This window comes from Pseudophaeobacter sp. TrK17 (genome assembly GCF_042192375.1).
Classification (GTDB): Bacteria; Pseudomonadota; Alphaproteobacteria; order Rhodobacterales; family Rhodobacteraceae; genus Pseudophaeobacter.
In genome coordinates this window covers 3,277,673-3,301,668 of sequence record NZ_CP071700.1, presented here as the reverse complement: position 1 = coordinate 3,301,668, position 23,996 = coordinate 3,277,673, and the positions used below count along the sequence as shown (strand labels likewise).

The 23,996-nt window shown below is 59.5% G+C and carries 20 protein-coding genes; 16 read left to right on the top strand and 4 right to left on the bottom strand.

From position 1 onward, the window contains the following. Position 1 precedes the first annotated feature (1 nt). The 10 genes from JZI28_RS15540 to JZI28_RS15495 all read left to right on the top strand — a co-directional run bounded on the left by JZI28_RS15540 (position 2) and on the right by JZI28_RS15495 (position 13,353). Positions 2–1,621, top strand: coding sequence for a tripartite tricarboxylate transporter permease (locus tag JZI28_RS15540; RefSeq protein WP_297341983.1), 1,620 nt, complete (start codon positions 2–4; stop codon positions 1,619–1,621). Then, positions 1,504–2,970, top strand: a complete 1,467-nt coding sequence (locus tag JZI28_RS15535; RefSeq protein WP_375700112.1) for an aldehyde dehydrogenase family protein — start codon at positions 1,504–1,506, stop codon at positions 2,968–2,970. The genes JZI28_RS15540 and JZI28_RS15535 overlap by 118 nt, the downstream gene beginning before the upstream one ends. Positions 2,971–3,072: 102 nt before the next feature. Further along, a complete protein-coding gene (locus tag JZI28_RS15530; RefSeq protein WP_375698194.1) occupies positions 3,073–4,311 on the top strand; it encodes a Tm-1-like ATP-binding domain-containing protein in 1,239 nt (412 codons plus the stop codon). A 533-nt stretch (positions 4,312–4,844) separates the two neighbouring features. Continuing rightward, positions 4,845–6,932, top strand: a complete 2,088-nt coding sequence (locus JZI28_RS15525) for a 3-hydroxyacyl-CoA dehydrogenase NAD-binding domain-containing protein (RefSeq protein ID WP_375698193.1) — start codon at positions 4,845–4,847, stop codon at positions 6,930–6,932. A gap of 5 nt (positions 6,933–6,937) precedes the next feature. Next, a complete protein-coding gene (locus JZI28_RS15520) occupies positions 6,938–8,113 on the top strand; it encodes an acetyl-CoA C-acyltransferase (RefSeq protein WP_295448060.1) in 1,176 nt (391 codons plus the stop codon). Between the two features lie 108 nt (positions 8,114–8,221). Continuing rightward, on the top strand, positions 8,222–9,421 hold the full coding sequence (locus tag JZI28_RS15515) for an acyl-CoA dehydrogenase family protein (RefSeq protein WP_375698192.1): 1,200 nt from the start codon (positions 8,222–8,224) through the stop codon (positions 9,419–9,421). Continuing rightward, positions 9,418–10,560, top strand: a complete 1,143-nt coding sequence (locus JZI28_RS15510) for an acyl-CoA dehydrogenase family protein (protein ID WP_375698191.1) — start codon at positions 9,418–9,420, stop codon at positions 10,558–10,560. Before JZI28_RS15515 ends, JZI28_RS15510 begins: the two co-directional genes overlap by 4 nt. Next, positions 10,541–11,008: a PaaI family thioesterase gene (locus tag JZI28_RS15505; RefSeq protein ID WP_375698190.1), complete on the top strand. Its 468-nt coding sequence runs from the start codon at positions 10,541–10,543 to the stop codon at positions 11,006–11,008. Before JZI28_RS15510 ends, JZI28_RS15505 begins: the two co-directional genes overlap by 20 nt. Further along, on the top strand, positions 11,005–11,787 hold the full coding sequence (locus JZI28_RS15500; RefSeq protein WP_295448048.1) for an oxepin-CoA hydrolase, alternative type: 783 nt from the start codon (positions 11,005–11,007) through the stop codon (positions 11,785–11,787). The genes JZI28_RS15505 and JZI28_RS15500 overlap by 4 nt, the downstream gene beginning before the upstream one ends. A gap of 72 nt (positions 11,788–11,859) precedes the next feature. Beyond that, positions 11,860–13,353 (top strand): class I adenylate-forming enzyme family protein, encoded by a 1,494-nt coding sequence (locus tag JZI28_RS15495; RefSeq protein ID WP_375698189.1) that lies wholly within the window; start codon positions 11,860–11,862, stop codon positions 13,351–13,353. Between the two features lie 62 nt (positions 13,354–13,415). Here JZI28_RS15495 and JZI28_RS15490 read toward each other — a convergent pair whose 3' ends face one another. Then, complete coding sequence (locus JZI28_RS15490; protein WP_375698188.1) at positions 13,416–15,356, bottom strand: methyl-accepting chemotaxis protein; 1,941 nt, start codon at positions 15,354–15,356, stop codon at positions 13,416–13,418. Positions 15,357–15,456: 100 nt separating this feature from the next. On the opposite strand from JZI28_RS15490, the gene JZI28_RS15485 reads away from it, so the two are divergent. Beyond that, the gene (locus tag JZI28_RS15485; protein WP_158441640.1) at positions 15,457–15,597 is read left to right on the top strand and encodes a hypothetical protein; all 141 of its coding nucleotides are present in this window, start codon (positions 15,457–15,459) and stop codon (positions 15,595–15,597) included. Between the two features lie 11 nt (positions 15,598–15,608). On the opposite strand, the gene JZI28_RS15480 is transcribed toward JZI28_RS15485, so the two are convergent. Both JZI28_RS15480 and rpe read right to left on the bottom strand, forming a co-directional pair. After that, complete coding sequence (locus JZI28_RS15480; protein WP_040176196.1) at positions 15,609–16,955, bottom strand: IS1380 family transposase; 1,347 nt, start codon at positions 16,953–16,955, stop codon at positions 15,609–15,611. 462 nt (positions 16,956–17,417) lie between these two features. Then, on the bottom strand, positions 17,418–18,107 hold the full coding sequence (gene rpe / locus JZI28_RS15475) for a ribulose-phosphate 3-epimerase (RefSeq protein WP_297340034.1): 690 nt from the start codon (positions 18,105–18,107) through the stop codon (positions 17,418–17,420). 183 nt (positions 18,108–18,290) lie between these two features. On the opposite strand from rpe, the gene phnC reads away from it, so the two are divergent. From phnC to JZI28_RS15450, 5 genes are all read left to right on the top strand, one after another. Further along, positions 18,291–19,103, top strand: a complete 813-nt coding sequence (phnC, locus tag JZI28_RS15470) for a phosphonate ABC transporter ATP-binding protein (RefSeq protein WP_295448036.1) — start codon at positions 18,291–18,293, stop codon at positions 19,101–19,103. 70 nt (positions 19,104–19,173) lie between these two features. Continuing rightward, positions 19,174–20,076 (top strand): phosphonate ABC transporter substrate-binding protein, encoded by a 903-nt coding sequence (gene phnD / locus JZI28_RS15465; protein WP_295448033.1) that lies wholly within the window; start codon positions 19,174–19,176, stop codon positions 20,074–20,076. Between the two features lie 117 nt (positions 20,077–20,193). Continuing rightward, positions 20,194–21,063 (top strand): phosphonate ABC transporter, permease protein PhnE, encoded by an 870-nt coding sequence (phnE, locus tag JZI28_RS15460; protein WP_353398250.1) that lies wholly within the window; start codon positions 20,194–20,196, stop codon positions 21,061–21,063. Then, the gene (phnE, locus tag JZI28_RS15455; protein ID WP_375698187.1) at positions 21,060–22,439 is read left to right on the top strand and encodes a phosphonate ABC transporter, permease protein PhnE; all 1,380 of its coding nucleotides are present in this window, start codon (positions 21,060–21,062) and stop codon (positions 22,437–22,439) included. The genes phnE (JZI28_RS15460) and phnE (JZI28_RS15455) overlap by 4 nt, the downstream gene beginning before the upstream one ends. Positions 22,440–22,517: 78 nt before the next feature. Beyond that, on the top strand, positions 22,518–23,132 hold the full coding sequence (locus tag JZI28_RS15450; RefSeq protein ID WP_297341586.1) for a chloramphenicol acetyltransferase: 615 nt from the start codon (positions 22,518–22,520) through the stop codon (positions 23,130–23,132). Between the two features lie 384 nt (positions 23,133–23,516). Here JZI28_RS15450 and JZI28_RS15445 read toward each other — a convergent pair whose 3' ends face one another. Continuing rightward, on the bottom strand, positions 23,517–23,996 hold the full coding sequence (locus JZI28_RS15445; protein ID WP_295448120.1) for a DUF6505 family protein: 480 nt from the start codon (positions 23,994–23,996) through the stop codon (positions 23,517–23,519).

Here is a 23,996-nt window from a genome sequence, read left to right as displayed (position 1 = left end):
GATGGATCTTATCCTCTCTGCAATCGAAATCCTGATGCGCTGGGACGTGGCGCTGGCGCTGCTTGCGGGCTCGGTTGGTGGGGTGCTGATTGGCGCCATCCCCGGCGTTGGTCCGGCTGTGGCCATCGCCATCCTGCTGCCAGCGACCTTTTCGATGGACCCGATTGTGGGCCTGACGGTGCTGTTGGGGATCTATGGCTCCTCGATGTATGGCGGTGCCATCCCGGCGATCCTGATCAATACACCGGGCACTGCAGTGAATGCGCTGACCACCTATGATGGCTATCCAATGACCGCACGCGGTGAGCCGCGTCGGGCGCTGAGCCTGGCCTATTCTGCCAGCTTTTTTGGCGGTGTCTTTTCGGTGATCTGTCTGATCTTGTTTGCGCCGCTGCTGGCCAAGGTGGCGCCGATGTTTGGCAGCCGCGAGATCTTTTTGGCCGCCCTGCTGGGGTTGATCCTGGTGGTGGTGGCCCATCGGGGCCAGGCGCTGATCGCAGGTGCACTGGCCTGTCTGGGGGTTTTTCTCAACACCATCGGCATGGAGCCGGTAAAATACACCCAACGCTACACCTTTGATCAGGATTTCCTGGGCAGCGGCGTGAACCTGATCGTGGTGGTTCTGGGATTGTTTGCGCTAAGCCAGGCCTTTGTGTTGCTGATGGATGAGGACGAAAAGGTTCATATCACCAAGCTGCGCGGCGGCATGTTTCAAGGGCTGCGCGAGTTGGCGCGGCATCCTCGGGTCACCGCCGTTTCAGCCAGCTTTGGCGTTTTGATGGGAATGATCCCCGGGGTTGGTGAATTCACCGCTCAGTTCATGTCCTACACCTATGCGCAAAAGTCATCAAAACGGCCGCAGGATTTTGGCAAGGGCTCCTCTGAGGGGTTGATCGCTGCCGAGACCGCCAATAACGCCGTGCCCGCCGCCGCGATGGTGCCTCTTTTGGCCCTGGGCATTCCCGGCGAGGCACTGACCGCGATGATGCTGAGCGTGTTTTACGTGCATAACGTGGTGCCGGGGCCGGGGCTGTTTCAAAACGACATGGATTTTGTCGTGGCGTTGTATCTGGCGCTGCTGATCCTCAATGTGCTGGTTCTGGGCTTTCTGCTCTTTGCCACTCGCGCCTTGGTGCAGGTGGTGAAGATCCCCAATCGCTTTCTTGGCGTCTGCATCCTGACGCTGAGCTTTGTGGGGGTGTATTCGCTGCGCAATTCCGCCACCGATTGCCTGATCGCGGCGGGCTTTGGTCTCTTTGGCTTTATCCTCAAACGCCTGTCCCTGCCGGCGGTGCCGATCATCCTAGGCATGGTTCTGGGTGGCATTATGGAGGTCAAGCTGCGTTCGGGTATGGCCAGGGTCAAGGAGCCGCTGGATTTCATCGACCGACCGATATCGTTCATTCTTTTCATCATCATCATCTTGGTTCTGGCGAGTCATATCCTGCGCGTCTGGCGCGATCGCAAAGAACTGAAGGAGGCCGAATGGCAGAACAAGACCGCATCAACCAGCTTCGGAAAGCTGATGTCGCGCCGCAAAAACTCTTTCTTGAAGGATCGTGGGAAAGAGGTTCGGGGACGCCACTCGAAGTTACTTCGCCGATTGAAGGGGCTGTTCTAACCACGCTTGAGGGTGCCTCTGCAACGGATGTTGAACGCGCTGTCGCTTCGGCGCGGCGGGCCTATGACGATGGCCGCTGGGCGGGGCAGTCCCCCGCCGCACGCAAGAAAGTGCTGCACCGCATCGCTGACCGCATCGAGGCCGAAGCGGTGGAACTGGCGGTGCTGGGTGTGCGCGACAATGGCACCGAATTCAACATGGCGCTGAAGGCCGAACCAGGTTCGGCGGCCGGCACCTTTCGCTATTACGCCGAAGCCCTGGATAAGGTTGCGGGCGAGGTAGCACCGACGCAGCCGGATGTGCTGGGGCTGGTGCATCGCACGCCTGTCGGGGTAGTGGGCGCCATTGTGCCCTGGAACTTTCCGCTGATGATTGGCGCCTGGAAGCTGGCACCGGCTTTGGCGATGGGCAATTCGGTGGTGCTGAAACCGGCGGAAACAGCCTCCTTGACGCTGTTGCGCCTGGCGCAGATCTGCGTCGAGTGTGGCCTGCCGGATGGGGTATTCAACGTGGTCACTGGCAGCGGCGCCGAGACCGGCGCCGCCTTGGCGATGTCCATGGGCGTCGATGTGCTGACCTTTACCGGATCGGGCGGCACCGGGCGCAAACTTCTGGAGGCCTCGGCGCGGTCCAATCTGAAACGCTGCTATTTGGAACTGGGCGGCAAATCCCCCAATATCGTCTTTGGCGACGCGCCGGATTTGCAAAAGGCGGCCAGGGTTTCCGCCATGGGAATTTTCCGCAACTCTGGCCAGGTCTGTGTGGCGGGATCGCGTCTGCTGGTTGAGGCCTCGGTACATGATGAGTTTGTTGCCCTGCTAAAGGCCGAGGCCGAGGCCCTGCGGGTAGGCGATCCACTGGAGCTGGGCAATCAGATTGGCGCGGTGAACTCGGAAGATCAGCTGCGGCGCAATCTGTCCTTTATGGATATGGCCCGCGCGGAGGGCGGTCAGGTGATCACCGGAGGCGCGCGCATTCTGGCAGAGACCGGCGGCAGCTATATGGCGCCAACCATCGTCACCCATGTGGCACGCGATCATGCCCTGTTCCAGCGCGAGGTTTTTGGCCCGGTATTGTCGGTCACAAAGTTTGAGACCGAGGCCGAGGCCGTGAGCCTGGCAAATGCCACGGATTTTGGCCTCGCCGCTGGGGTCTGGACTGCGGATCTGTCGCGGGCCCATCGTATGGTCGCGGCTATCCGGGCCGGGGTTGTGCATGTGAACACCTATGGGGGGGCGGATTCTACGGTGCCTTTGGGCGGTGTTGGGCAATCTGGCAATGGCCATGACAAATCCCTGCATGCGCTTGATAAATATGTTGATCTGAAGACGGCCTGGATTCAGTTGTGAGGGATGTTGTGAACAGGTTTTGCAGTGCAAAACCTGTGGCCTCCGGCGGAGGTATTTGGAGTAAGATGAAAGCGGGGGCGCCTTGGGCGTTGGGAGGGTGAGATGATGGCTGCAAAAACAATCCTGGTCGCAGGGACCTATGATACCAAAGATGACGAGCTGCATTATCTGGCGGAGATTATTCATGGCCAGGGCGGTCGGGTCTTGTCGATGGACGTGAGCGTCCTGGGGGATCCCAGTCGGCCTACAGATGTCAGCAAGCATCAAGTGGCCGAGGCAGGGGGCAGCTCAATTGAGGCGGCAATTGGCGCGGGTGATGAGAATACTGCGATGCAGATCATGGGCAGCGGCGCGGCGGCTAAGGCGTTGGAACTGTACCGTGCGGGAAGCATTCACGGGGTTGTGGTGTTGGGGGGGACTATGGGGACGGATCTGGCGCTGGATCTCTGCGCTGCCCTGCCCCTGGGGGTGCCCAAATATGTGGTCTCGACCGTCGCGTTTTCGCCGCTCCTGCCGCCGGAACGGATCCCGGCGGATGTGCAGATGATTCTCTGGTCAGGCGGTCTTTATGGATTGAATTCGATCTGCAAGGCGGCGCTGAGCCAGGCTGCCGGGGCGGTCTTGGGGGCGGCGCGCGCTGTCGAAGCGCCGCGCCGAGAGCGGCCGTTGATTGGCATGACCTCCTTTGGGAAAACGGTACTGCGTTACATGGTGACGTTGAAACCTGCATTGGAGGCCCGAGGCTTTGAGGTGGCGGTGTTTCATGCCACCGGTATGGGGGGGCGCGCCTTTGAAAGCCTGTCCCGTGAGGGGGCTTTTGCGGCGGTGATGGATTTTGCGCCACAGGAGGTTTCTAACCACATGTTTGGCGGGCTCTCGGCGGGGGCTGACCGGCTGACCAATGCAGGCCAGTCGGGTACTCCGCAATTGGTGGCTCCGGGCTGTTACGATCTGGTGGATTTTGTCGGATGGCAGGCCGTTCCCCCGCAGATTGAGGGGCGTCCGACCCATGCGCATAACCGCCTGTTGTCTTCTGCGGTGCTGGAACCGGGGGAGCGTCGCGCTGTGGCGAAGAGCCTGTGCGATAAGCTGTCGCAGGCGCAAGCCCCGGTGGCGTTTGTGCTGCCAAACCAGGGCTGTAACGAATGGGATCGTCCGGGCGGCGAACTGCATGATGCTGAGGGGCTTGCGGCTTTTTGTGATGAGATCCGCAGCCTCTGTCCTGACACCGTGGCGCTGCATGAGCTGGATTGCCACATCAACGATGGGGCATTTCGTGACCGGGTGTTGGAGATCTTTGACGGATGGATGGCAAGCGGCCTGGTGCGCGCGACGGCGTAGGGTGGGCTGGACTGGCTGACGGAGTCGCCCGAACTGGCCATCTGATCTGGCCAGCTGAACGGGCCCATCTGAACTCCGGTCAGAACTGGACAGAGACGATTTTAGCGCGGGCGGAGTTGTGGCTGCGGGCTTTAGAATGTTGCCTGGCCTGGCCCTGACAGTCGCAGGGGCATCGGCGGAAAAGACAAGGAGGGCATCTGTTTAGAGCAGCTGTCCTTTTTTCTGTTGGCGGCTTGGATTTCTCCGCAGTGCAGCATTTCCCCAGCGTCGCGCAGGTTTATTGCTTGATCACCGCGATGCTCTTGCCTAATGTGCCTGCAATTCTGTGGAACTGGGTTCTGCATAGTGGAATTTTTGCACAAGCCGCTCCACCTCCAAGTTGTAGCGGGTGAGCCGGGGTCGTGACGCAGGGTTCTGGATCGCGGTATCGAGCCGGGGCTGGCATGGGGACTTGGCTTGTGCTGAGAATGAAAAAGGACTTAGGGCTAGACCAGACGATTGTTTGGTAGACCTAAAGAGGAGAGGAAATTCGAATGACAGATGCCATCGCATACGAGCGCATTGGGGAAATCGCGGTTCTGAAAGCGCAGAATCCTCCGGTGAACGCGCTGGGCTTTGATATTCGCGAAGGCCTGCTGGCTGGGATCGAACGGGCTGAAAAGGACGGTGTAAAAGCGGTTTTGATCTATGGTGATGGCCGCACCTATTTTGCCGGGGCTGACATTACTGAATTTGGCAAACCCCCACGCGGCATCTTTTTGCCCGACCTCTGCGCACGCATCGAGGCCTCTCCTTTGGTGGTGGTCTCTGCGCTGCACGGGACCGCTTTGGGGGGCGGGCTGGAGGTTGCACTGGCCTCGCATTACCGCATTGCAGTTCCATCGGCGCGGGTGGGTCTGCCCGAAGTGCTGATTGGGGTGATGCCCGGTGCCGGTGGTACCCAGCGTCTGCCACGTTTGATCGGTGTTGAGGCCTCTGTGGATGTCATCACCTCGGGTCGTCAGGTTGGCGCCAAAGAAGCGTTGGCACTGGGTATTCTGGATCGCATCGAAGAGGGTGAGCCGCGCGAGATCGGTCTGGCCTATACCCAGGAGTTGCTTGATAGCGGTGCCACCCGTCGCCCCGTGAGCGAAATGCCAGCACCAGAGGCGGTTGATTTCGATGCGCTTTATGACAAGGTTCTGAAAAAGGGCCGTGGCCTGCTGGCGCCTGCGGTTGCGGTGCGCGGTATTCAGGCCTGCTGTGAGCTGCCTTTTGACGCGGGCATGAAGCGCGAGCGCGAATTGTTCATGGAGCTGATGGATACCGATCAGCGTCAGGGCATGATCCATGCTTTCTTCTCGGAGCGCGCTGTCAGCAAGCTGCCTGAGCTGAAAGGCATTGCCCCCCGTGCGCTGGCGTCGATTGGCGTTATCGGTGGTGGCACCATGGGGGCAGGCATTGCTACCGCAGCACTGCTGGCCGGCCTTCCGGTGGTGATGCTGGAGATGAGCGACGAGGCGGCAGAGGCCGCAAAAGGCCGCATCGTGGGCAATTTGCAGGGCGCCTTGAAGCGCGGCAAGATTTCCGAGGCGCAATTCACCCAGCTCACCGAAGAGGCGCTGACCCTGGCCACCGACTATGACGCCTTGAGCGATGTGGATCTGGTGATCGAGGCGGTCTTTGAAGAGATGAGCGTCAAGAAAGTGGTGTTTGGCAAGCTGGATGCGGTCTGCAAGAAGGGCGCGATCCTGGCCTCCAACACCTCCTATCTGGATGTGAATGAAATTGCCGCCTGCACCTCGCGTCCTGAGGATGTGATCGGGCTGCACTTCTTCTCGCCCGCGCATGTGATGAAGCTGCTGGAAATTGTTGTGGCAGACAAGACTGCGCTGGACGTGGTTGCCACTGGCTTTGCCCTGGGGCAGCGGCTGAAAAAGATCTCGGTGCGCGCTGGCGTTTGCGATGGCTTTATCGGCAACCGTATTTTGGCCACCTATCGCAAGGCGGCTGACCATATGGTGCTGGATGGGGCCTCGCCCTATCAGATCGACAAGGCGCTGACTGATTTTGGCTTTGCCATGGGGCCCTTTGCCGTGGCGGATCTGGCCGGACTCGACATTGGCTGGGCTGTGCGCAAACGCAAACGGGCCGAAGGCATGGACCCGCGCGATCGTGACAGCGAATACATGGATAAGGTCTGCGAAGCTGGCAACTTTGGCCAAAAGACCGGCAAGGGCTATTACATCTATGAGGCCGGTAAGCGCGGCGGCACGCCAAACCCAGAAGTCACCGATCTGATTGCGGCGGAACGGGCGGCAAAAGGCATCACGCCCCGGGCCTTTACCGACGACGAAATTGTCACTCGTTATATGGCGGCAATGGTCAATGAGGCCGCCAAGGTTGTGGGCGAAGGCATCGCCCGTCGCCCGCTGGATGTCGATATGACCCTGCTGTTTGGCTATGGCTTCCCGCGTTACCGGGGTGGGCCGCTGAAATGGGCCGATATGGAAGGCTTGGACAAGGTTCTAGCCACGATCAAAAATGGTGCGCAGGAAGATGACTATTTCTGGGAGCCTGCGCCCCTGCTCGGAAAACTGGTGGCTGAAGGCCGCTCCTTTGATGATCTCAACAAGGAATAAAGCAAATGAAACAAGTCGTTATTGTCTCGGCCGCCCGTACCGGGTTGGCTAAATCCTTCCGGGGATCCTTCAACATGACCCATGGGGCCACCATGGGTGGTGCCGCGGTTGAGGCTGCCATGGCGCGCGCCGGGATCGAGGGCGCGGAAATCGAAGACTGCATCATGGGCTGTGGCGCTCCCGAAGGGGAAACCGGATCCAACATCGCGCGTCAGATCGCCCTGCGCGCAGGCCTGCCGGTAACCGTATCGGGCATGACCGTGAACCGGTTCTGCTCGTCCGGTTTGCAGACCATCGCGCTGGCGGCTCAGCAGATTATCTGCGAAGGCGCAGGTCCCATGGTTGCCGGCGGGGTCGAAAGCATCTCGATGGTGCAACCAAAGGTGCGCGCTGCTCCTGAGGCCTGGCTGCAGGAACATAAGCCCGCTGTCTATATGACCATGATCGAGACCGCCGATATCGTGGCGCAGCGCTATGGTATCAGCCGCGAAGAGCAGGATGCTTATGGTCTGCGCAGCCAGCAGCGCATCGCTGCGGCGCAGGAGGCAGGTCTTTTTGCCGATGAGATCGTGCCAATGACCACCACCATGGCGGTCAAGGACAAGGAAACCGGCGAAATCTCGATGAAAGAGGCGCTGGTGGATCGGGACGAATGCAACCGCCCCACCACCACGCTGGATGGTCTGGGCAGCTTGGCGCCGGTTCGCGGCGACGGCAACTTTGTCACCGCAGGCAACGCCAGCCAGCTGTCTGATGGTGCCGCTGCGGTGGTCCTGATGGACTCCAAAGAGGCCGAGAAGCGCGGGCTCGAGGCCATGGGCGCCTTTAAAGGCTTTGCGGTTGCAGGCTGTGAGCCAGACGAGATGGGCATTGGTCCGGTCTTTGCCGTACCACGTCTGCTGGAGCGCCACGGCCTGACCGTGGACGACATCGATATCTGGGAGCTGAACGAAGCCTTCGCCAGCCAGGCGCTCTATTGCCGCAATCGCCTGGGCATTGATGACGAGAAATGCAACGTCAACGGCGGCTCGATCGCCATTGGCCACCCCTTTGGCATGACCGGTGCGCGGATGACCGGCCATATCCTGCGTGAAGGCAAACGTCGCGGGGCCAAACTGGGCGTTGTCACCATGTGTGTGGGTGGCGGCATGGGTGCCGCAGGCCTGTTTGAGATCTACTGATCTAAAGCGTTTAATCTAGCAAAGGAGCGCCCATATGCCCCATCGAGGGCCATATGGGCGCGCCCCGGCCTGCGGGCCGGGGGGCGGCTTTCTGGGAGGAAGCACCAAATGGATCTGAATTACTCAGTTGAAGAGCAGGCGTTTCGCGCCGAAGTGCAAGAATTTCTGGCACAGAAATTGCCAAAGGAAATGTCTGACGCCATTCGCGTCGGGCGTGAGCTTGGCAAAGAAGGCCATGAGAAATGGCATGGCATTCTGAACGACCAGGGCTGGCTGGCGCCGAACTGGCCCAAGGAATTTGGCGGCTGCGAGTGGAACGCGGTACAGCGCCATATCTTTGAAGAGGAATGCTGCCGCGCCAATGCGCCCCGCATCGTGCCTTTTGGCTTGGCGATGCTGGCGCCAGTGTTGCAGAAATTTGGCTCCAAGGAACAGCAAGATCACTATCTGCCCCGCATTCTGTCTGGCGAAGACTGGTGGTGTCAGGGCTATTCCGAGCCCGGTGCCGGATCGGATCTGGCCAGCCTGAAGACCCGCGCTGTGCGCGAGGGGGATCACTATGTGGTCAACGGCCAGAAAACCTGGACCACCCTGGGCCAATACGCCAACTGGATTTTCTGTCTGGTGCGTACGGATCCGGCTGCGAAACAGCAATCCGGGATCTCTTTCCTGCTGATCGACATGGACACACCCGGCATCGAAGTACGTCCGATTATCCTGCTGGATGGCACCCACGAGGTGAACGAAGTCTGGTTTACGGACGTCAAAGTTCCGGTGGAAAACCTGGTGGGTGAGGAAAACAAAGGCTGGACCTATGCCAAATATCTGCTGACCCATGAGCGGACCAATATCGCCGGTGTTGGCTTCAGCAGTGCTGGCCTGGAGGCGGTGAAACGCATGGCCCGCAGCCAGATGCATCGCGGTCGTCCCCTGATCGAGAATCCGCATTTTGCCGCCCGTGTGGCGCGGGCCGAGATCGATCTGATGGCCATGTCCACCACCAACCTGCGGATCATTTCGCGCGCTGCCTCTGGTCAGGCGCCAGGGGTGGAAAGCTCGATGCTCAAGGTGAAGGGCACAGAAATCCGTCAGGAAATCAACGACCTGGCACGTCGCGCAGCGGGTGCCTATGCGATGCCATTTGTCTCGGAGGCGCTGGAAGGCGGCAATGAGCCCGACATGGGGCCGGAAGGCAGCGCCGCTGCCGCTCCGCAGTATTTCAACAATCGCAAACTTTCGATCTTTGGGGGCTCCAACGAGGTCCAGAAGAACATCATTGCCAAAGTCAAACTGGGAGGCGGGGCATGAACTTTGATCTGACAGAAGAACGTCAAATGCTGCAGGACAGCCTACGTCGGTTCCTGCGGGACAACCAGGACGGGCTGCGCGCCAGCATGCGTTTGGGGGATGCAGAAAACGCTCTCGGGTTTGATGCCGGGATCTGGGGCAAACTGGCTGAGCTGGGCGTCATCGGTGCCCTGTTCAGCGAAGAAGACGGCGGTTTTGCCGGCGCGGGTTTTGATCTCACCACCGTGTTTGAAGAGCTGGGGCGCGCCGGTGCGGTAGAGCCGCTGCTGGACACAGCCATTCTGGGCGGTGGCTTGATCGCGGCCCTGGGCAATGAGACGCAAAAAGAACTGGTGGAGCAGGTGATTGGTGGCGAATTGCACCTGGCCCTGGCCCATGGTGAACCCAACAGCCGCTATGATCTGGCACAGGTGGAAACCACCGCACAGGTTGAGGGCGATGACATCGTTCTCACCGGGCGCAAGGCCGTTGTGATCAATGCGGAAGCCGCCGACTACCTGATTGTTTCGGCGCGCGAGTCCGGTGCTGCCGGGGATGAAGAGGGGATCTCTTTGTTCCTGGTGCCACGTGACAGCGCTGGCCTGTCGCTGCGCGGCTATGCGCTGCTGGCCGGTGGCCGGGCGGCTGAGGTCGATATCGACGGGTTGCGTCTTTCTGCGGATGCGCGACTGGGCGCAGCGGGCTCTGCTTATGGGGCGCTGAAACGGGCGAGCAACCGCGCCGAGTTGGCGCTGGCTGCCGAAACGCTGGGCGCGATGGAAGCGGCAACCGAGTTGACGCGGGAATACCTGCTGACACGGCAACAGTTTGGGCGGCCAATTGGCACGTTCCAGGCCTTGCAACACCGGATGGCCACCCTGCTGATCGAGCTGGAACAGGCCCGCTCTGCGGTGATCAATGCTGCGGGGTACCTGGACTCTTCTGCTGAAGAACAGGCCTTGCATATTTCAGCGGCACGCAACCTGATTGGCCGCGCCGGCCGTTTGGTCGCCGAGGAAAGCATTCAGCTGCATGGTGGTATTGCCATGACGGAAGAGTATGAGCTGGCCCATATCGCCAAGCGCATCGTGATGGCGGACCACCGGTTTGGTGACACCGATACTCAGCTGGAGCGTTTTATTGACCAAAGCGCGGCCTGAGGCAGATCAAGCTGAAACGGGCCAGTGTGACGCTGGCCCGTCAGAAACCGACCTGACTTTTCAGATCGAAGATCCGGGCGTTCAGCAACTGGTGGGGTACAAAACGACAATTGACCGGCGGGATGGGTCCTGCCGGGTGACTTTGGATTTGGAGCCACCTCACCTGAACCGCCATGGCATCCTACACGGCGGTATCGTGGCGACGGTTCTGGACGTGGTCTGCGGCAATACCGCCTCGCAGTTTTTTGACCCTGAAAACCATGCCGCTCTGGTCACTGTATCGCTGACGCTGTCTTATGTGGCGGCGGTGCGTCAGGGGCGGATTACCGCCACGGCACGGGTCACCGGCGGTGGCGCCTCCATTGCGCATCTCTTGGGCGAACTGCACAACGAGGAAGGTCGGCTTCTGGCCACTGCAACGGGCGTGTTCAAAAGGATTCGCAAATGACTGTTTTGGCCCGACTGGAAGACCAGGGCGATCGCGCTGTTGTGGTGAACATGAATGCCACCCGTCGCGGCGCCCTGTCGCCAGATCTCTATGCTGCGATCAATGACGCGGTGGCCCTGGCGCAAGAGCCGCGCATTCGCGCCATTTTACTGACATCCGAAGGCGGGTTTTTCTGTGCGGGCGGGGATCTGAACGTCTTGATCGAACGGCGCACCCTGACTGAGGCGCAGCGGCGCGACAAGGTGGATGAGCTGCACGGGATGATCCGGGGGCTGCGCGCAGCCCCGGTGCCTGTGATTGCCGCCGTTGAGGGTGGCGCCGCAGGCGCTGGCCTGTCGCTGGCCCTGGCGGCGGATCTCATCGTGGCTGAGGCGGGCATCAAGTTCACCGCGGCTTATGTCAAGGCGGGGCTGGTGCCGGATGGGGGCCTGACCTCTGCTTTGGCGCGCATGCTGCCACGTCCGCTGGCAATGGAGATGTGTCTTTTGGCACGTCCGGTGACGGCGGAACGGATGCAGGCGCTGGGGGCGGTGAACCTGGTGGTGCCCGGTGATCAGGTTCTGGCCTCGGCACAGGCGCTGGCAGATACTCTGGCCAAGGGACCGCCACAGGCACAACGGATGATCCGTCACATGATGTCTGAGGCCTATGAGACCAGCGAGTCAGCGCAGCTGGACCGCGAGCGCAACGCTATGGCAGAGGCGGCCGGCGCAGCCGAGGCTGGCGAAGGGATCGCGGCATTTTTGGAAAAACGCGCGCCGGAATTTGGCGCGACATAGCCCTGGGCTGGAACTGCTGTGCGGCAGGACAGGGCGAAGACACACAAACAAAACAGGTGGGGAGCTGCGGTGATGAAGTATTGGCATGATCTATTGGCAGCGCAGGCAAAGGCGCGTCCTGAGGCTGCAGGATTTTCCGACAGTGTCGGCGTGAACTGGAGCTATGGGGCGCTGGCAACGGCTGTGGCAGAGCTGTCACAGGTGATCACGCAGGCGGGCGTTCGGCCCGGCGACCGTGTGGTGGTGCTGGCAGAAAACTGCTGTGCGGTGGTGGCCGCGCTGTTGGCAAGCTCTCAATGTGGCGCCGTGGCGGTTCCGGTGAATGCCCGGATGAGCAGCGGAGAAGTGGACCGTATCCTGGATCATGCCCGCCCTGTGGTGGTGTTGATCTCGACCCAGATCGAAGGCAGTGCGCAGACCCATGCAACCCGATTGGGTGCAGAGGAAATTACCGGCTCTTTTGGCGCAATGCATATGGCCTGCCCTTACCCAAGTTCTGGCGATGCGCCCGCAGATGCTGCTGTGCTGCTCTATACCACGGGCACCACTGGCGCCCCCAAAGGCGTGATGCTGACCCACAAGAACCTGCTTTATGGTGGCAAGGCCTCTGCGGAGCTGCGCGATATGGTGTCGGGGGATGTCATTTATGGGGTTTTGCCGATGACCCATGTTTTTGGTCTGGCATCAGTGATGACAGCCTCGCTTTATATCGGCGCGGAGGTTTTGCTGGAGGCGCGGTTCTCGGCTGAAAAGCTCTATCAGGCACTGCGTCGGGGGGTGACCCGGTTGTCGGCGGTGCCGCAGATGCATGCTCTGGTGATGCAATTTGCCAAGGAACAGGGGCTGGACCGGCTTGATAGTCCGGTGTTGCAATATGTGTCCTCCGGGGCGGCGCCGCTCGACCCGGATTGGAAGCGACGGGCCGAGGCCTTTTATGGTGTGGCCCTGCAAAACGGCTATGGCATGACAGAAGCCACGGCCGGGGTGTGCGCCACCAAGAACAGCAGCCCCGGAAACCCGGATATCTCGGTTGGGCCGCCCCTGCCTGGTGTCGAGGTGCGCATTGATGAAAGCGTTGCGGGTGGCGGCGAGGGCATCGGCGAGGTGCTGATACGCGGTGATAATGTAATGCTGGGGTACTACCGCAATCCGGAAGAGACGGCGCTGGTGCTGGATCAGGACGGCTGGCTGCGCAGTGGCGATCTGGGACGGCTGGACGCCCAGGGTTTTTTGCATATCGAGGGGCGCTCGAAAGAGTTGATCATCCATGGTGGATTTAATGTATTCCCACCAGAGGTCGAAGCCGCGTTGAATGCCCATCCGCAAGTGGTGCAATCCGCAGTGGTTGGGCGGCGCGGCAAGGGCGACGAGGAGGTTCTGGCCTTTGTGCAGGTTTCACAAGACGACCAGCCTGATGTAACCGATCTGATGCAATTCGTGCGGGGGCAGCTGGCTGGATACAAATGCCCGGCGCAGATCGTTTTGACAGAGGCCTTGCCAGCGGCGCCTACCGGAAAAATTCTGAAACATAAGCTGTTGGAGCATTTTGCCCAGCAGCTTCGGTGATGTCGCGCGACGGCTTTAACAGGAAAGGCGAGGGGCATTGCCCTCGCCTTTGATCATGGTGGTTAGAAGTCTTGCCATTTACCGTCGTCGCTGTCGGACGGCCCATTGACCTGTTGTTGCATCACATCTTCCCCCCAGTCCAGATAGTCATGGGCAATGACGGGTTCTGCGGTTGCAGCCTTGGCCAGCGGTGGTTTTGCAGTTCGCGGCGCGCCCAGGGTCTGAAACCCAGCAACCACTTCGGTGAGTTTGAGCGCGTCTGCCTTGAGCAGATGGCCCGCTGCGGTGGATTCTTCAACCATGGCGGCGTTTTGCTGGGTCACTTGGTCCAGCTGGGTGACGCCAATGTTGATCTCGGCCAGGCCGGTGGATTGCTCAACCGCGCCTTCGGTAATACCGGAGACCAGCTCGGAAATCTCGTTGACCCGCCCGACAATGGAATTGAGCGCCTGGCCTGCTTTGCCAACCAGATCAACCCCGCGGCCAACCTGTTCGGCGCTGGCGCCAATCAGCGCTTTGATCTCCATCGCCGCCTCAGAGGAGCGCTGCGCCAGCCCGCGGACCTCGGCGGCAACCACTGCAAAGCCCCGTCCGGCTTCGCCAGCGCGGGCGGCTTCAACCCCGGCATTCAGCGCCAACAGATTGGTCTGAAAGGCGATGTCATCAATCACGGTGATAATCTGGCCGATATGGCTGGAGGAGTCGGAAATTTCGGTCATGGCGGCGACGGCATTGGCGACCACCTCACCGCTGCTACGGGCCTCATTCTTGGCCTCATCCATTGTTGCCTCGACACTGCGGGCCCCATCAGCGGCCGCCTTGACCGAGGCGGTCATCTGGTCCAGCGCTGCAGCGGTCTGTTCCAGGGTTGCTGCCTGGCTTTCAGTACGGTGCGACAGATCATCAGAGGCCTGGCTGATTTCGGTGGCGCCATTGCCGATGGATTCCGAGGCTTCGATCACCTGGGCAACAGTGACCGAGAGGGTATCAATGGTCTGGTTGAAGTTCTGGCGGAGTTTTTCATGGGCCCCGGAAAACTCTACGGAAATGGGCTGGGAAAAATCACCGCGCGATAGCCTGACCAGCCCGGAGCTGAGATGCTGTACCACATCGTGTTGTTCCTGTTGCAGCGCGGCGCGGCGTTCTTCGCCGACGCGGGCCTGTTGCAGGTCGGTTTGCAGTTCGACCAGCGCCTTGCCGATCTTGCCGATTTCATCCTTGCGGTTTGCCGATGCGACCTCGGTGTCCAGATCGCCGGAAGATACCGCAGCAATGTCTGTGCAAACCCGCTCAATTGGCCGGATTACCGAGCGGGCAACCGAAATGCAGACCGCAAGAAGAACGGCACTCATCACAGCCAAACCGATGAGTATGTTTCGCGACAAGGCCTGTGTATTGGCCAGTATGGGATCAAGATTTCTGCGGACTTCGATAACGCCGCGCAGATCGCCCAGCTGCCAGTCGGTTTTGGGCGATCCAGCCACCGTGTTGTGACAGGCAACACAGATTTCTGAGGTCATCTGATCCGCAACCGCCACTCGCAGAAAGGTGCTGCCATTGACCACTTCGGTCTGTTCAAAACTGCGCGCGGGGTCGTTTGACAGGGCGTCCCAAGCCTCCTCCATGAAAGCGTCTGACGGGCGGTCGGCCCGATTTTCAAAGGGAAAGGGACTGTAAAGGGAGAAATTGATCTGTTCCCCGGCAACCAGTTCGCTGACGTCGTGCACCATTGTGGCTGGCAGAGGAATGACATTTGGGTCGTTTTGGTGATCAATTCCCAAAGACAGGCTGCCGGAGGCCTTTGCGTCGCTCACCACGAATTTTGTATAGTAGCTGCGCAGTGTCTTGACCTGGCCTGCGGTTTCAACAGCGGCTTCGGTTGCAGCTGAAATTGCATTATTGCGCATGGCCGAGGGAAGGAGCAGCCCCGCGAGCAGAAGACCCAGGCATAGGCACAGGGGGATGGGCACAACCAACTTGAACAAGAGAGAGTCTTTATTCACCTAAACGAACCTTCTATTCTCTAGGCTGACATTCCCCAAGTGGAACGTCCTCCCGCCCACCTTGCCGCTGTTCTGCGCTCCTATCAAGCCTCTTGGACCCATGGTGCCGTTGTTCGGGCATCTGACGCGCGAACTGAGCACGATTTCCGGTCTCGGGGGCGAGGTTGATCCGGATATTGGTCTGACCGACCCCCGTATGGATAGACCGGTTGAGCCGCTTTTGTTCAGGTTTTATGATTAACGATGTTGTCATTAGGGAACCGGCGGTGCGCGCAGCCGATGTATGGCCGCAAGGATGCGGTTGAACAGATCGCCGCTGACAGCCACCTCGGCCAGTTGGAAGGTGATTGCACGGGCGTGACGCACAACCCTCGCACCAATCTTGATCAATCGCGTCTGCAGGCTTGTCAGTGACCAGTCGGCTATCTCATCAGGTAGATCAGTGCCCTGTAGGAAGGCACCGATATTGTAAGCCAGTGCATGGAGTTGCAGCCGCACCTCGTTCTGCGCCATGCCTTTGCAGGACAAACGGGTCCAGTTGATCGCCTGCTTGCCTTCCTTGATGTATTGCTCGGCGGTGCCGCGTTGGTTGTAGAAGCGGATGATCCAGTCGGGTTCCATCGGCATGTTGGTGACCACGAAGCCCACGCGCGGGAACAACTCGCTGGGATGCCATTCCACCTTGGCGATGACACGACGAGGTTTGTCCCAAGATGCCGCCTGATATTGGAAGTCGCCGTAGATGCGCTTCACGCCTTTTGGCGGACGACCCACAGGGCGCTTGAGCAGATGCGCAATCTTGCCCTGAAGAACGCGATTGGCCCGAAGGCGGATGGCGTAGAAATAGTTTTCCAGTTCCAGAGTTTTGTATAGCTCCGGGATGGCGAACGCAGCATCCCCCCGGAAGAACCGCATCAGGTGACGATCCGCATATCGCGCGATGACGGGCTTCAGAACCTCTTCCCACCCATCTGCGCTGTGAACATTGCCGGGGCGCAGGGCGCAGCGTTCCAAATGGCCAAACTGGTTGAAGACGAACAGCGGGTGATAGCACATGCAGCCGAAATGCCCGTTCCAAGCGGTGCCTTCTTGCGCGCCGTGGGTGGGACTGACTGAACTGTCCATGTCGAGCGTGATCCACTTGGGCGGTTTGCGATTGTGAACCCGGTCGATCCAGTGTCCTGATAAATCCGCCAGCACAGTGCGATTGTCGGTTGCCGCCAACACCTCGGTCTCGAACCGTCCCATCTGGCTCGCAGACGCGGCCTTGGCCTCAACGGCACGCCCTCCAACGACCTGCCGCATCACCGGATCAAGCGATAAACGGTCCGCGTCATTAACATCATCATATCCGGCCAGCCGCCCAAAGACCGACTGGCGCAACAAGCCGACCAGTGAGTGCAGGCGATTGTGGCCAGTTCGCGTGTCTCTCAGAAATCCGCCCGCAATGTCGTGCAGGCCGAGCACTTCATCCAATTCCCTGAACAACAGTAATCCACCGTCCGAGCTGATCTTGGAACCATGAAACTCCAGCCGGACCCGGCGGTCAAAACTGAGCCGCCCATCACCCGTTTCGCGTGCACCCTCTGGGTGATCCATAATCCACCACCTTCAGCCAAATTAACATACTGAAATATAACACATTAGTGGCCGTTGGAGGCGCGAAAACGTCAAGTTACTTGGGAAATGCGGGCTAGGGTGCTTCCAGCGGAGCAACCGGTATTCGGCGGTTGCAAAACAGACGGCGAAACACTGCCAAACCTTAAACGACAGGTTCAAGGTGACTTGATTCGGTTAATTTTCCTGAAAATTGAATTTGTATTGCCACGACCCTCCTGCAACCAGGGGGATAGGCTGGTGCAGACGCGCAAACGCTGGGGCGACCGGGGGCCTGTCACAGGGGCAGGTTAGCCTGCGATCTTCAATCCGGTTTTGCTAAATCAAAAAGAGCGGCCCAAAAGGACCGCTCTGATACCGTAAACAACAGCCCATGGGCAACGATGCCCAGTGCCACAAAGCTGGGACTGCGTCACATGTGGCCTCTTGTCCTGCGCGGTGCGGTCAGGCCCAGTGACCCTCGGCTGCGGCGCGGATAAGACGCATGTTTTCGCCATAGACCTCGGGGTTAGACACCGAGCCGCCCTTGAACACAGCCGAGCCTGCAACCAGAACATCAGCGCCGGCCTCAACAACCAGTGGCGCGGTCTTGGGGTCTACGCCGCCGTCGATTTCGATATGTACCGGGCGGTCACCGATCATCTGGCGCAATTGACGAACCTTGGCCGTCATGTCGATGAATTTCTGCCCGCCAAATCCTGGGTTTACCGTCATCACACAGATCAGGTCGGTGAGATCCAGCAGATGGGCGACCGCTTCGGCGGGGGTGCCGGGGTTCAGCGCCACACCTGCTTTCATGCCTGCGGCACGGATCGCCTGCAGGGTGCGGTGGATATGCGGACCTGCCTCGATATGGGCGGTGAGCACATCGGCACCAGCATCGGCGTAGGCGTCGATATAGGCATCCACCGGAGAGATCATCAGATGCACATCCATCACGGTTTTTACATGCGGGCGGAAGGCTTTGACCGCCATGGGGCCAAAGGTGAGGTTGGGCACAAAATGGCCATCCATCACATCCACATGCACCCAGTCAGCGCCCTGGGCCTCGATGGCCTGAATTTCCTGGCCAAAATTGGCAAAGTCAGCAGAGAGGATGGAGGGGGCAATCTTGATCTTGCGGTCAAAGGACATCGGGCGGTTTCCTTTTGGAAAGACAATAGAGGAGTGTTCAGCCGCCATATAACTGCTTGCTGGCGCTCTGCACAGGGGCTGTTTGCCGAGTCAAATCAATGACATTTACAAAAGCTTCATTCCTTTGACACAAATCGTTTGAGTGCCAGCCTTAGTCAATGCCCGAAACGAGAGGGACCGACTGTGCTGCGCATCGATAAATTGACGAAACGTTTTGGTGACAAGATTGCGGTGGATGCCGCGACATTGGACATCGACAAACCTTGCATGATCGGAGTGATCGGGCGGTCAGGTGCCGGCAAGTCGACCCTGTTGCGGATGATCAACCGCCTGTCTGATGCCAGCGAAGGCCGCATCCTGTTTGAAGACCGCGAGATTACCGGCCTGCGGGGGAATGCGAAGCGCGCCTGGCAGTCGGATTGCGCGATGATCTTTCAGCAGTTCAATCTGGTGCCTCGTATGGATGTGGTCTCCAACGTGCTGCATGGCACGCTCAATCGCCGCTCCACCTTTGCCACCATGTTCAATCTGTTCCCGATGGATGACATCCACCGGGCGATCGACATTCTGGACCGTCTCGGCATTGCCGAACATGCCGCCAAACGGGCCGAAGCCCTGTCTGGGGGGCAACAACAGCGGGTCGCCATTGCTCGTGCGCTGATGCAAGACCCGAAGATCATTCTGGCGGATGAGCCGATTGCCTCGCTGGATCCGATGAACGCACAGACCGTGATGGAGGCGCTGCGCCGCATCCATGAAGAAGACGGACGCACGGTGATTGCCAACCTGCACACGCTGGATACGGCACGGCGCTACTGCGACCGGGTCATCGGTATGCGCGATGGGCGCATCGTCTTTGACGGGCTGCCGGAACAGCTGACCACAGGTGTCGCCCGTGAGATCTATGGCGCTGATGCCAGTTTCTCGGAAGCGGCGACCTCGACCGAGATCGACACCCTGGATGCCACCATCCGGGCTGAGATGGCGCAAGCCTGAACAACCGAACCATCCAATTTCATCACCCGTACCCGATGGGGGGGCGGGAAAACTTAACCGGAGAAAAAAGATGAAAAAACTGCTGCTGGCCGCTCTGGCCTCGACTGCCCTGACCACACCCGTCATGGCCGAAGAAATCACTCAGTTCCGCATTGGTCTCCTGGGCGGCGAGAACGCTCAGGACCGTTTGAACAACAACGAATGCCTGCGCGCCAAAACCGAAGAGCTGCTGGGTGTTGAAACCAAGCTGTTTGCCCCTGCCGACTATAACGGTGTTATCCAGGGTCTGCTGGGCGGCACCCTCGACATGGCGTGGCTGGGTGCCTCCGGTTATGCAAAAACTTACCTGTCCGACCCAGAAGCGGTTGAGCCAATCCTGGTTAAAGTCAACGAGGACGGCGGCTACGGCTACTACTCGGTAGGCTTTGCGCGCGCCGACAGCGGCATTACCTCGCTGGAAGACATGCAGGGCAAAGTTTTTGGCTTTGGCGACCCTAACTCGACCTCCGGCTTCCTGATCCCGTCGATCGAGATCCCTGAAATCACCGGTGCCACCATGACTTCGGGCGATTACTTTGGCGAAGTCAAATTCTCCGGCGGTCACGAGCAGACCATCGTTGGCGTCAACAATGGCGATTTTGACGGCGGTGTGACCTGGGCTGACGGTCTGGGCAACTGGGAAGACGGCTACAATTCTGGCGCCCTGCGTCGCGCTGTGGATGCCGGCCTGGTTGACATGAACGACCTGGTGCAGATCTGGCAGTCCAAGCCAATCCCAGAAGGTCCAATCGTTCTGCGCAAAGACCTGCCAGAAGACGTCAAAGTCAAATTCACCGCCCTGATGGCTTCGCTGCCCTCAATGGATCCTGAGTGCGCCTATGGTGTGCTCTCCGGTGAGGCCAAAGGCGTTATGCCAATCGGTCACGACGCCTACCAGGCAATCATCGAAGCCCGCAAGCTGAAGTCCAACTAAGACTTCCACGTGGTTCTTTCTTCGGGGTCCGGGCAGCAATGTCCGGACCCCGTTTCCCAGTGATCGACCGGCCCGGAGCGGCCCTGGATCACAGTTTCCCAAATCAGGACGGCAACGATGGCAGATCTGACCGCAGCGCCCCTAACGACGGCCGATATTCGCGCCCAATATGGCGAGATGACCCGGCGCAAGCGTCTTTATGGCGGCATAATTTTGGTGGTGTTTGTCGCCTTGATGATGGCAGGGTTCCGTACCGCTGACGGCCGCAATGCTGGCTCGTTTTATGACGGTATCACCCATGTTTTTGACTACCCGAACGAAGTTCTGGCGGAAGCCAGCGAGAAAGTTACAGAGCTTCCCGGTCATCTGGTCAACTTTTTTCCAGCCCTGATCGAGACGCTGAATATCGCCGCTGCCTCTACCCTTGTGGGGCTGGTCTTTGGCACCCTGTTGTCGCTGTTGTCGACCCGTGGCATGGCGCCCTGGCCGCGCCTTATCCCGCTGTTTCGCCGGATCATGGATATCTGTCGCGCCATTCCTGAAATTGTCATCGCCCTGGTCCTGATCTTCCTGCTTGGTGGCGGCCCGGTGCCTGCGATGATTGCCATTGCAATCCACACCGCTGGCGCCCTGGGCAAGCTGTTCTCCGAAGTGAATGAAAACGCCTCGCTGAAACCTGTCGAGGGGCTTGAATCCGTTGGCAGCAGCTGGGGGCAGCGCATGTGGCTGGGCGTCATCCCGCAGGTGGGGCCAAACTATGTGAGCTACGCCCTGTTGCGGTTTGAAATCAACATTCGCGCCTCGGCCATTCTGGGTTTCGTTGGCGCTGGCGGCATTGGCTACGAGCTGAAAAACGCCATGTCCTGGGGCCAGGGCCGCTACGATGAGGCCGCCGCCATTTTCTTGTTGTTGTTTATCACCATCGTCGTGGTCGATCAGATCTCGAGCGGCATGCGTGACCGTTTGATCCATGGAGCCAAGGCATGACCATTCTAGAGGCCGACCTGACCCCCGCGACTTTGAAACAGGACATGGACCGCCTGTTTTTCAAAAAGAAACTGCTGAATTTTGCCGTGCCCGCCCTGATCCTGGTCTATATGGGTTATGTCTTTGTGGCCTTTGACATGGCAGGCCTGTGGCAGCGGGTCAGCTGGCAGAACGCCCAGACCCTGGTGAGTGACACCTATAGTTACAAAACCCATGTGACGCGGGACAACCGCGATGGCTCGGTCTCGGTGGCCATTGAGGGCGAGCGCAAAGGCGCCTATCCTGAAGGTGACAGCCCAGCCTGGGTTTCGCTGGGTGAGACCGCAGGGGCTGAGACTGCGATTGACCTGGAAAACGGTCATCTGGTGCGCTTTGGTGCTGAAAGCATTGAATATGACATTCCGGGCTATGGTCTGGTCCGCGCGACCCCGACCCGCGCCAAAGGTGTCCAGGCAGAATTGCCCGCTGGCGATGTGCCAGACTGGATCAGTGTGTCCAAGAACCGTCTGGCGATCAAAACCGATGCCGGTCGCCTTACTGTCACCCGCAACCGCGCTGAGGTCTTTCGGTATTTCAACGGCTGGGAGCTGTTCTTTTTCACTCTCGACAGCCCCTATCATGGGCTGAGCATCGGCGAGGTGCTGACCCGCGCGGCAACAGGCGAAGCCGGGGCAATCCTGAATGATTTCTGGAACAACAAGATGTGGCGCCACAGGGATGTTGCCTGGGCCATCGCCGAGACACTGCTGATGGCCTTCCTCGGCACCATTGGTGCGGGTATCATTGCCCTGCCGTTGGCCTTTGTTGCCGCACGCAACTTCTCGCCCTTTGGCCCGCTCAGGTTTGTTGCGCGCCGGTTCTTTGACTTTTTGCGCGGCGTTGACTCGCTGATCTGGACCGTGGTCCTGGCGCGCGCCTTTGGCCCCGGTCCTTTGACGGGTGCCCTGGCCATTCTGGTGACGGATACCGGCACCTTCGGCAAGATTTTCTCGGAAGCCCTGGAAAATGTCGATGAAAAACAGATCGAAGGCATTGCCTCAACCGGGGCAAAACCGGCGCAGCGCTATCGCTTTGGAGTGATCCCGCAGATCACTCCGGTGCTGCTGAGCCAGCTGTTGTATTTCCTGGAATCCAACACCCGCTCTGCCACCATCATTGGGGCTATTACCGGGGGCGGTATCGGCTTGCTGCTGACCCAGGCGATCATCACCCAAAAGGACTGGGAAGAGGTGGCCTATTACATCGTGTTGATCATCTTGATGGTGATGATGATGGATTGGCTGTCGGGCTGGCTACGCCGTCGTCTGATCAAGGGTGAGGGGGGCAAGACCAAGCGCAAGGCACGCGCTGACGGCAAGGCCTTCCTGCTGCCCTGAAGCGAAAGACCCCGTCTAGACCTAACACCCCTTGCCATTCCATCGGAGCGGCAAGGGCCAATATTGGAAAGTGCCCCGATGCCGAAACTCTCCTCAGAGACCCCGTTTATTCACCCCGAGTGCCAGATCAGCGACAGTCGTTTTGGTGCCTATGTTGAGATTGGCGCAGGCAGTCGCGTGGCCAATAGTGATATTGGCGACTATTCCTATTGTGACCGTAACTGCGATATCGCCAATGCGCAGGTGGGGAAATTCTCCAATATTGCCAGCGCCACCCGGATCGGGGCCACGGATCATCCGATGGAAAAGGCCTCGCTGCACCATTTCCATTATCGGTCTGCATCGTATTGGGATGATGTCACCGATGATGCGGATTGGTTCGCGCACCGCGCCAGTCGGCGGGCGCAGATTGGCCATGATACCTGGATTGGCCATGGTGCTTTGATCAAGCCAGAGGTGACCATTGGTCATGGGGCTGTTGTTGCTTCCGGCTCGGTGGTGACCAAGGATGTGGCACCGTATACGATTGTTGGTGGCAACACGGCGCGGCTGATCCGGCGTCGCTATCCAGCGCTGGTGGCTGAGCAGATGATGGAGCTGGCCTGGTGGGACTGGGACCACGCCCGCCTGCGCACCTGCCTGCCAGATTTCCGTAAGCTCACCGCAGAGGCTTTTCTGGAAAAATATGCCTGAGGGCTGCGCCGGTTTTTTTGGCAAACCCGTGTCGCGCAGATATCTCCTGCTAAACGGAGCAAGGGGAGCTCCCGCCCCCGCAGGGGCAGCTGGCTTTGCCTGCTGCCCCTTGGCGGCCTTGGGCCCGGCGCCGCTGCGCGGCGCAAAAAAAGATCTGCTGAGAGGTCCTTAAGGGGCAGGTTTGCCCCGCAAGGACCCTATCTATTTTATTGGATCAGAGACACCTCAAGGGTAAACCCTGCCTATCGGCAGGGCCGCGTTGCGGCCCTTGACCTGTCTCTTCTGAAAAAAAGAGTTCGGCGGCGCGTCAGCGGCGCTGGGCCCAACGGGAGAAGATCCTGCAAGGATCTATCGACGGGCGGGAGAGCTGCCTTGCCGGGGAGGTCAGTCTTCCGGGGTGACATGAATGGCGAACTGTTCGAGCCCTGCTGATTGCGGCTCGATGCTGCGGAAGCTCTCTCTCACCCCGGCGTCGCTGAGCTCGCGTGCGACGGTGAGCAGCGTGTTGGGCGGGTTTTCAGCGCAGAGATCGCGCATTTGTGTCAGCTCTTCGGTGGCCACAGGGCGGGCGCTGGCAAGATCCGGGGCGCCATAGAAGTCTACAAAATGCTGAGCCAGAACATCAGTCAGCTCCTCCAGCTCAGCCTCCTCAATCTGGGTGACGGCGACAAAGGTCACCCGGCCAGAGGTTTCCAGCCCAAGCCAGCCATTGGCAAAGGCCTGGCGTTGTTTGCCGGTCAGGTCGTCCTCTACCCAGTTGGAGAATTCAAAGCCGCCGGAAATACACCATTCCCCAGTGCGGGCCGGATTGGCAAAGACATTCTGATCGCTCTCGTCAAAATGGATGGCGCGGGCGAGATACAT

Coding starts and splice junctions, on each gene's coding strand:
- JZI28_RS15540 (WP_297341983.1), top strand. CDS start 2: ATGGATCTTATCCTCTCTGCAATCGAAATCCTGATGCGCTGGGACGTG.
- JZI28_RS15530 (WP_375698194.1), top strand. CDS start 3,073: ATGATGGCTGCAAAAACAATCCTGGTCGCAGGGACCTATGATACCAAA.
- JZI28_RS15525 (WP_375698193.1), top strand. CDS start 4,845: ATGACAGATGCCATCGCATACGAGCGCATTGGGGAAATCGCGGTTCTG.
- JZI28_RS15520 (WP_295448060.1), top strand. CDS start 6,938: ATGAAACAAGTCGTTATTGTCTCGGCCGCCCGTACCGGGTTGGCTAAA.
- JZI28_RS15515 (WP_375698192.1), top strand. CDS start 8,222: ATGGATCTGAATTACTCAGTTGAAGAGCAGGCGTTTCGCGCCGAAGTG.
- JZI28_RS15510 (WP_375698191.1), top strand. CDS start 9,418: ATGAACTTTGATCTGACAGAAGAACGTCAAATGCTGCAGGACAGCCTA.
- JZI28_RS15500 (WP_295448048.1), top strand. CDS start 11,005: ATGACTGTTTTGGCCCGACTGGAAGACCAGGGCGATCGCGCTGTTGTG.
- JZI28_RS15495 (WP_375698189.1), top strand. CDS start 11,860: ATGAAGTATTGGCATGATCTATTGGCAGCGCAGGCAAAGGCGCGTCCT.
- JZI28_RS15485 (WP_158441640.1), top strand. CDS start 15,457: ATGGTGCCGTTGTTCGGGCATCTGACGCGCGAACTGAGCACGATTTCC.
- JZI28_RS15480 (WP_040176196.1), bottom strand. CDS start 16,955: ATGGATCACCCAGAGGGTGCACGCGAAACGGGTGATGGGCGGCTCAGT.
- rpe (WP_297340034.1), bottom strand. CDS start 18,107: ATGTCCTTTGACCGCAAGATCAAGATTGCCCCCTCCATCCTCTCTGCT.
- phnD (WP_295448033.1), top strand. CDS start 19,174: ATGAAAAAACTGCTGCTGGCCGCTCTGGCCTCGACTGCCCTGACCACA.
- phnE (WP_353398250.1), top strand. CDS start 20,194: ATGGCAGATCTGACCGCAGCGCCCCTAACGACGGCCGATATTCGCGCC.
- phnE (WP_375698187.1), top strand. CDS start 21,060: ATGACCATTCTAGAGGCCGACCTGACCCCCGCGACTTTGAAACAGGAC.
- JZI28_RS15450 (WP_297341586.1), top strand. CDS start 22,518: ATGCCGAAACTCTCCTCAGAGACCCCGTTTATTCACCCCGAGTGCCAG.
- JZI28_RS15445 (WP_295448120.1), bottom strand. CDS start 23,996: ATGTATCTCGCCCGCGCCATCCATTTTGACGAGAGCGATCAGAATGTC.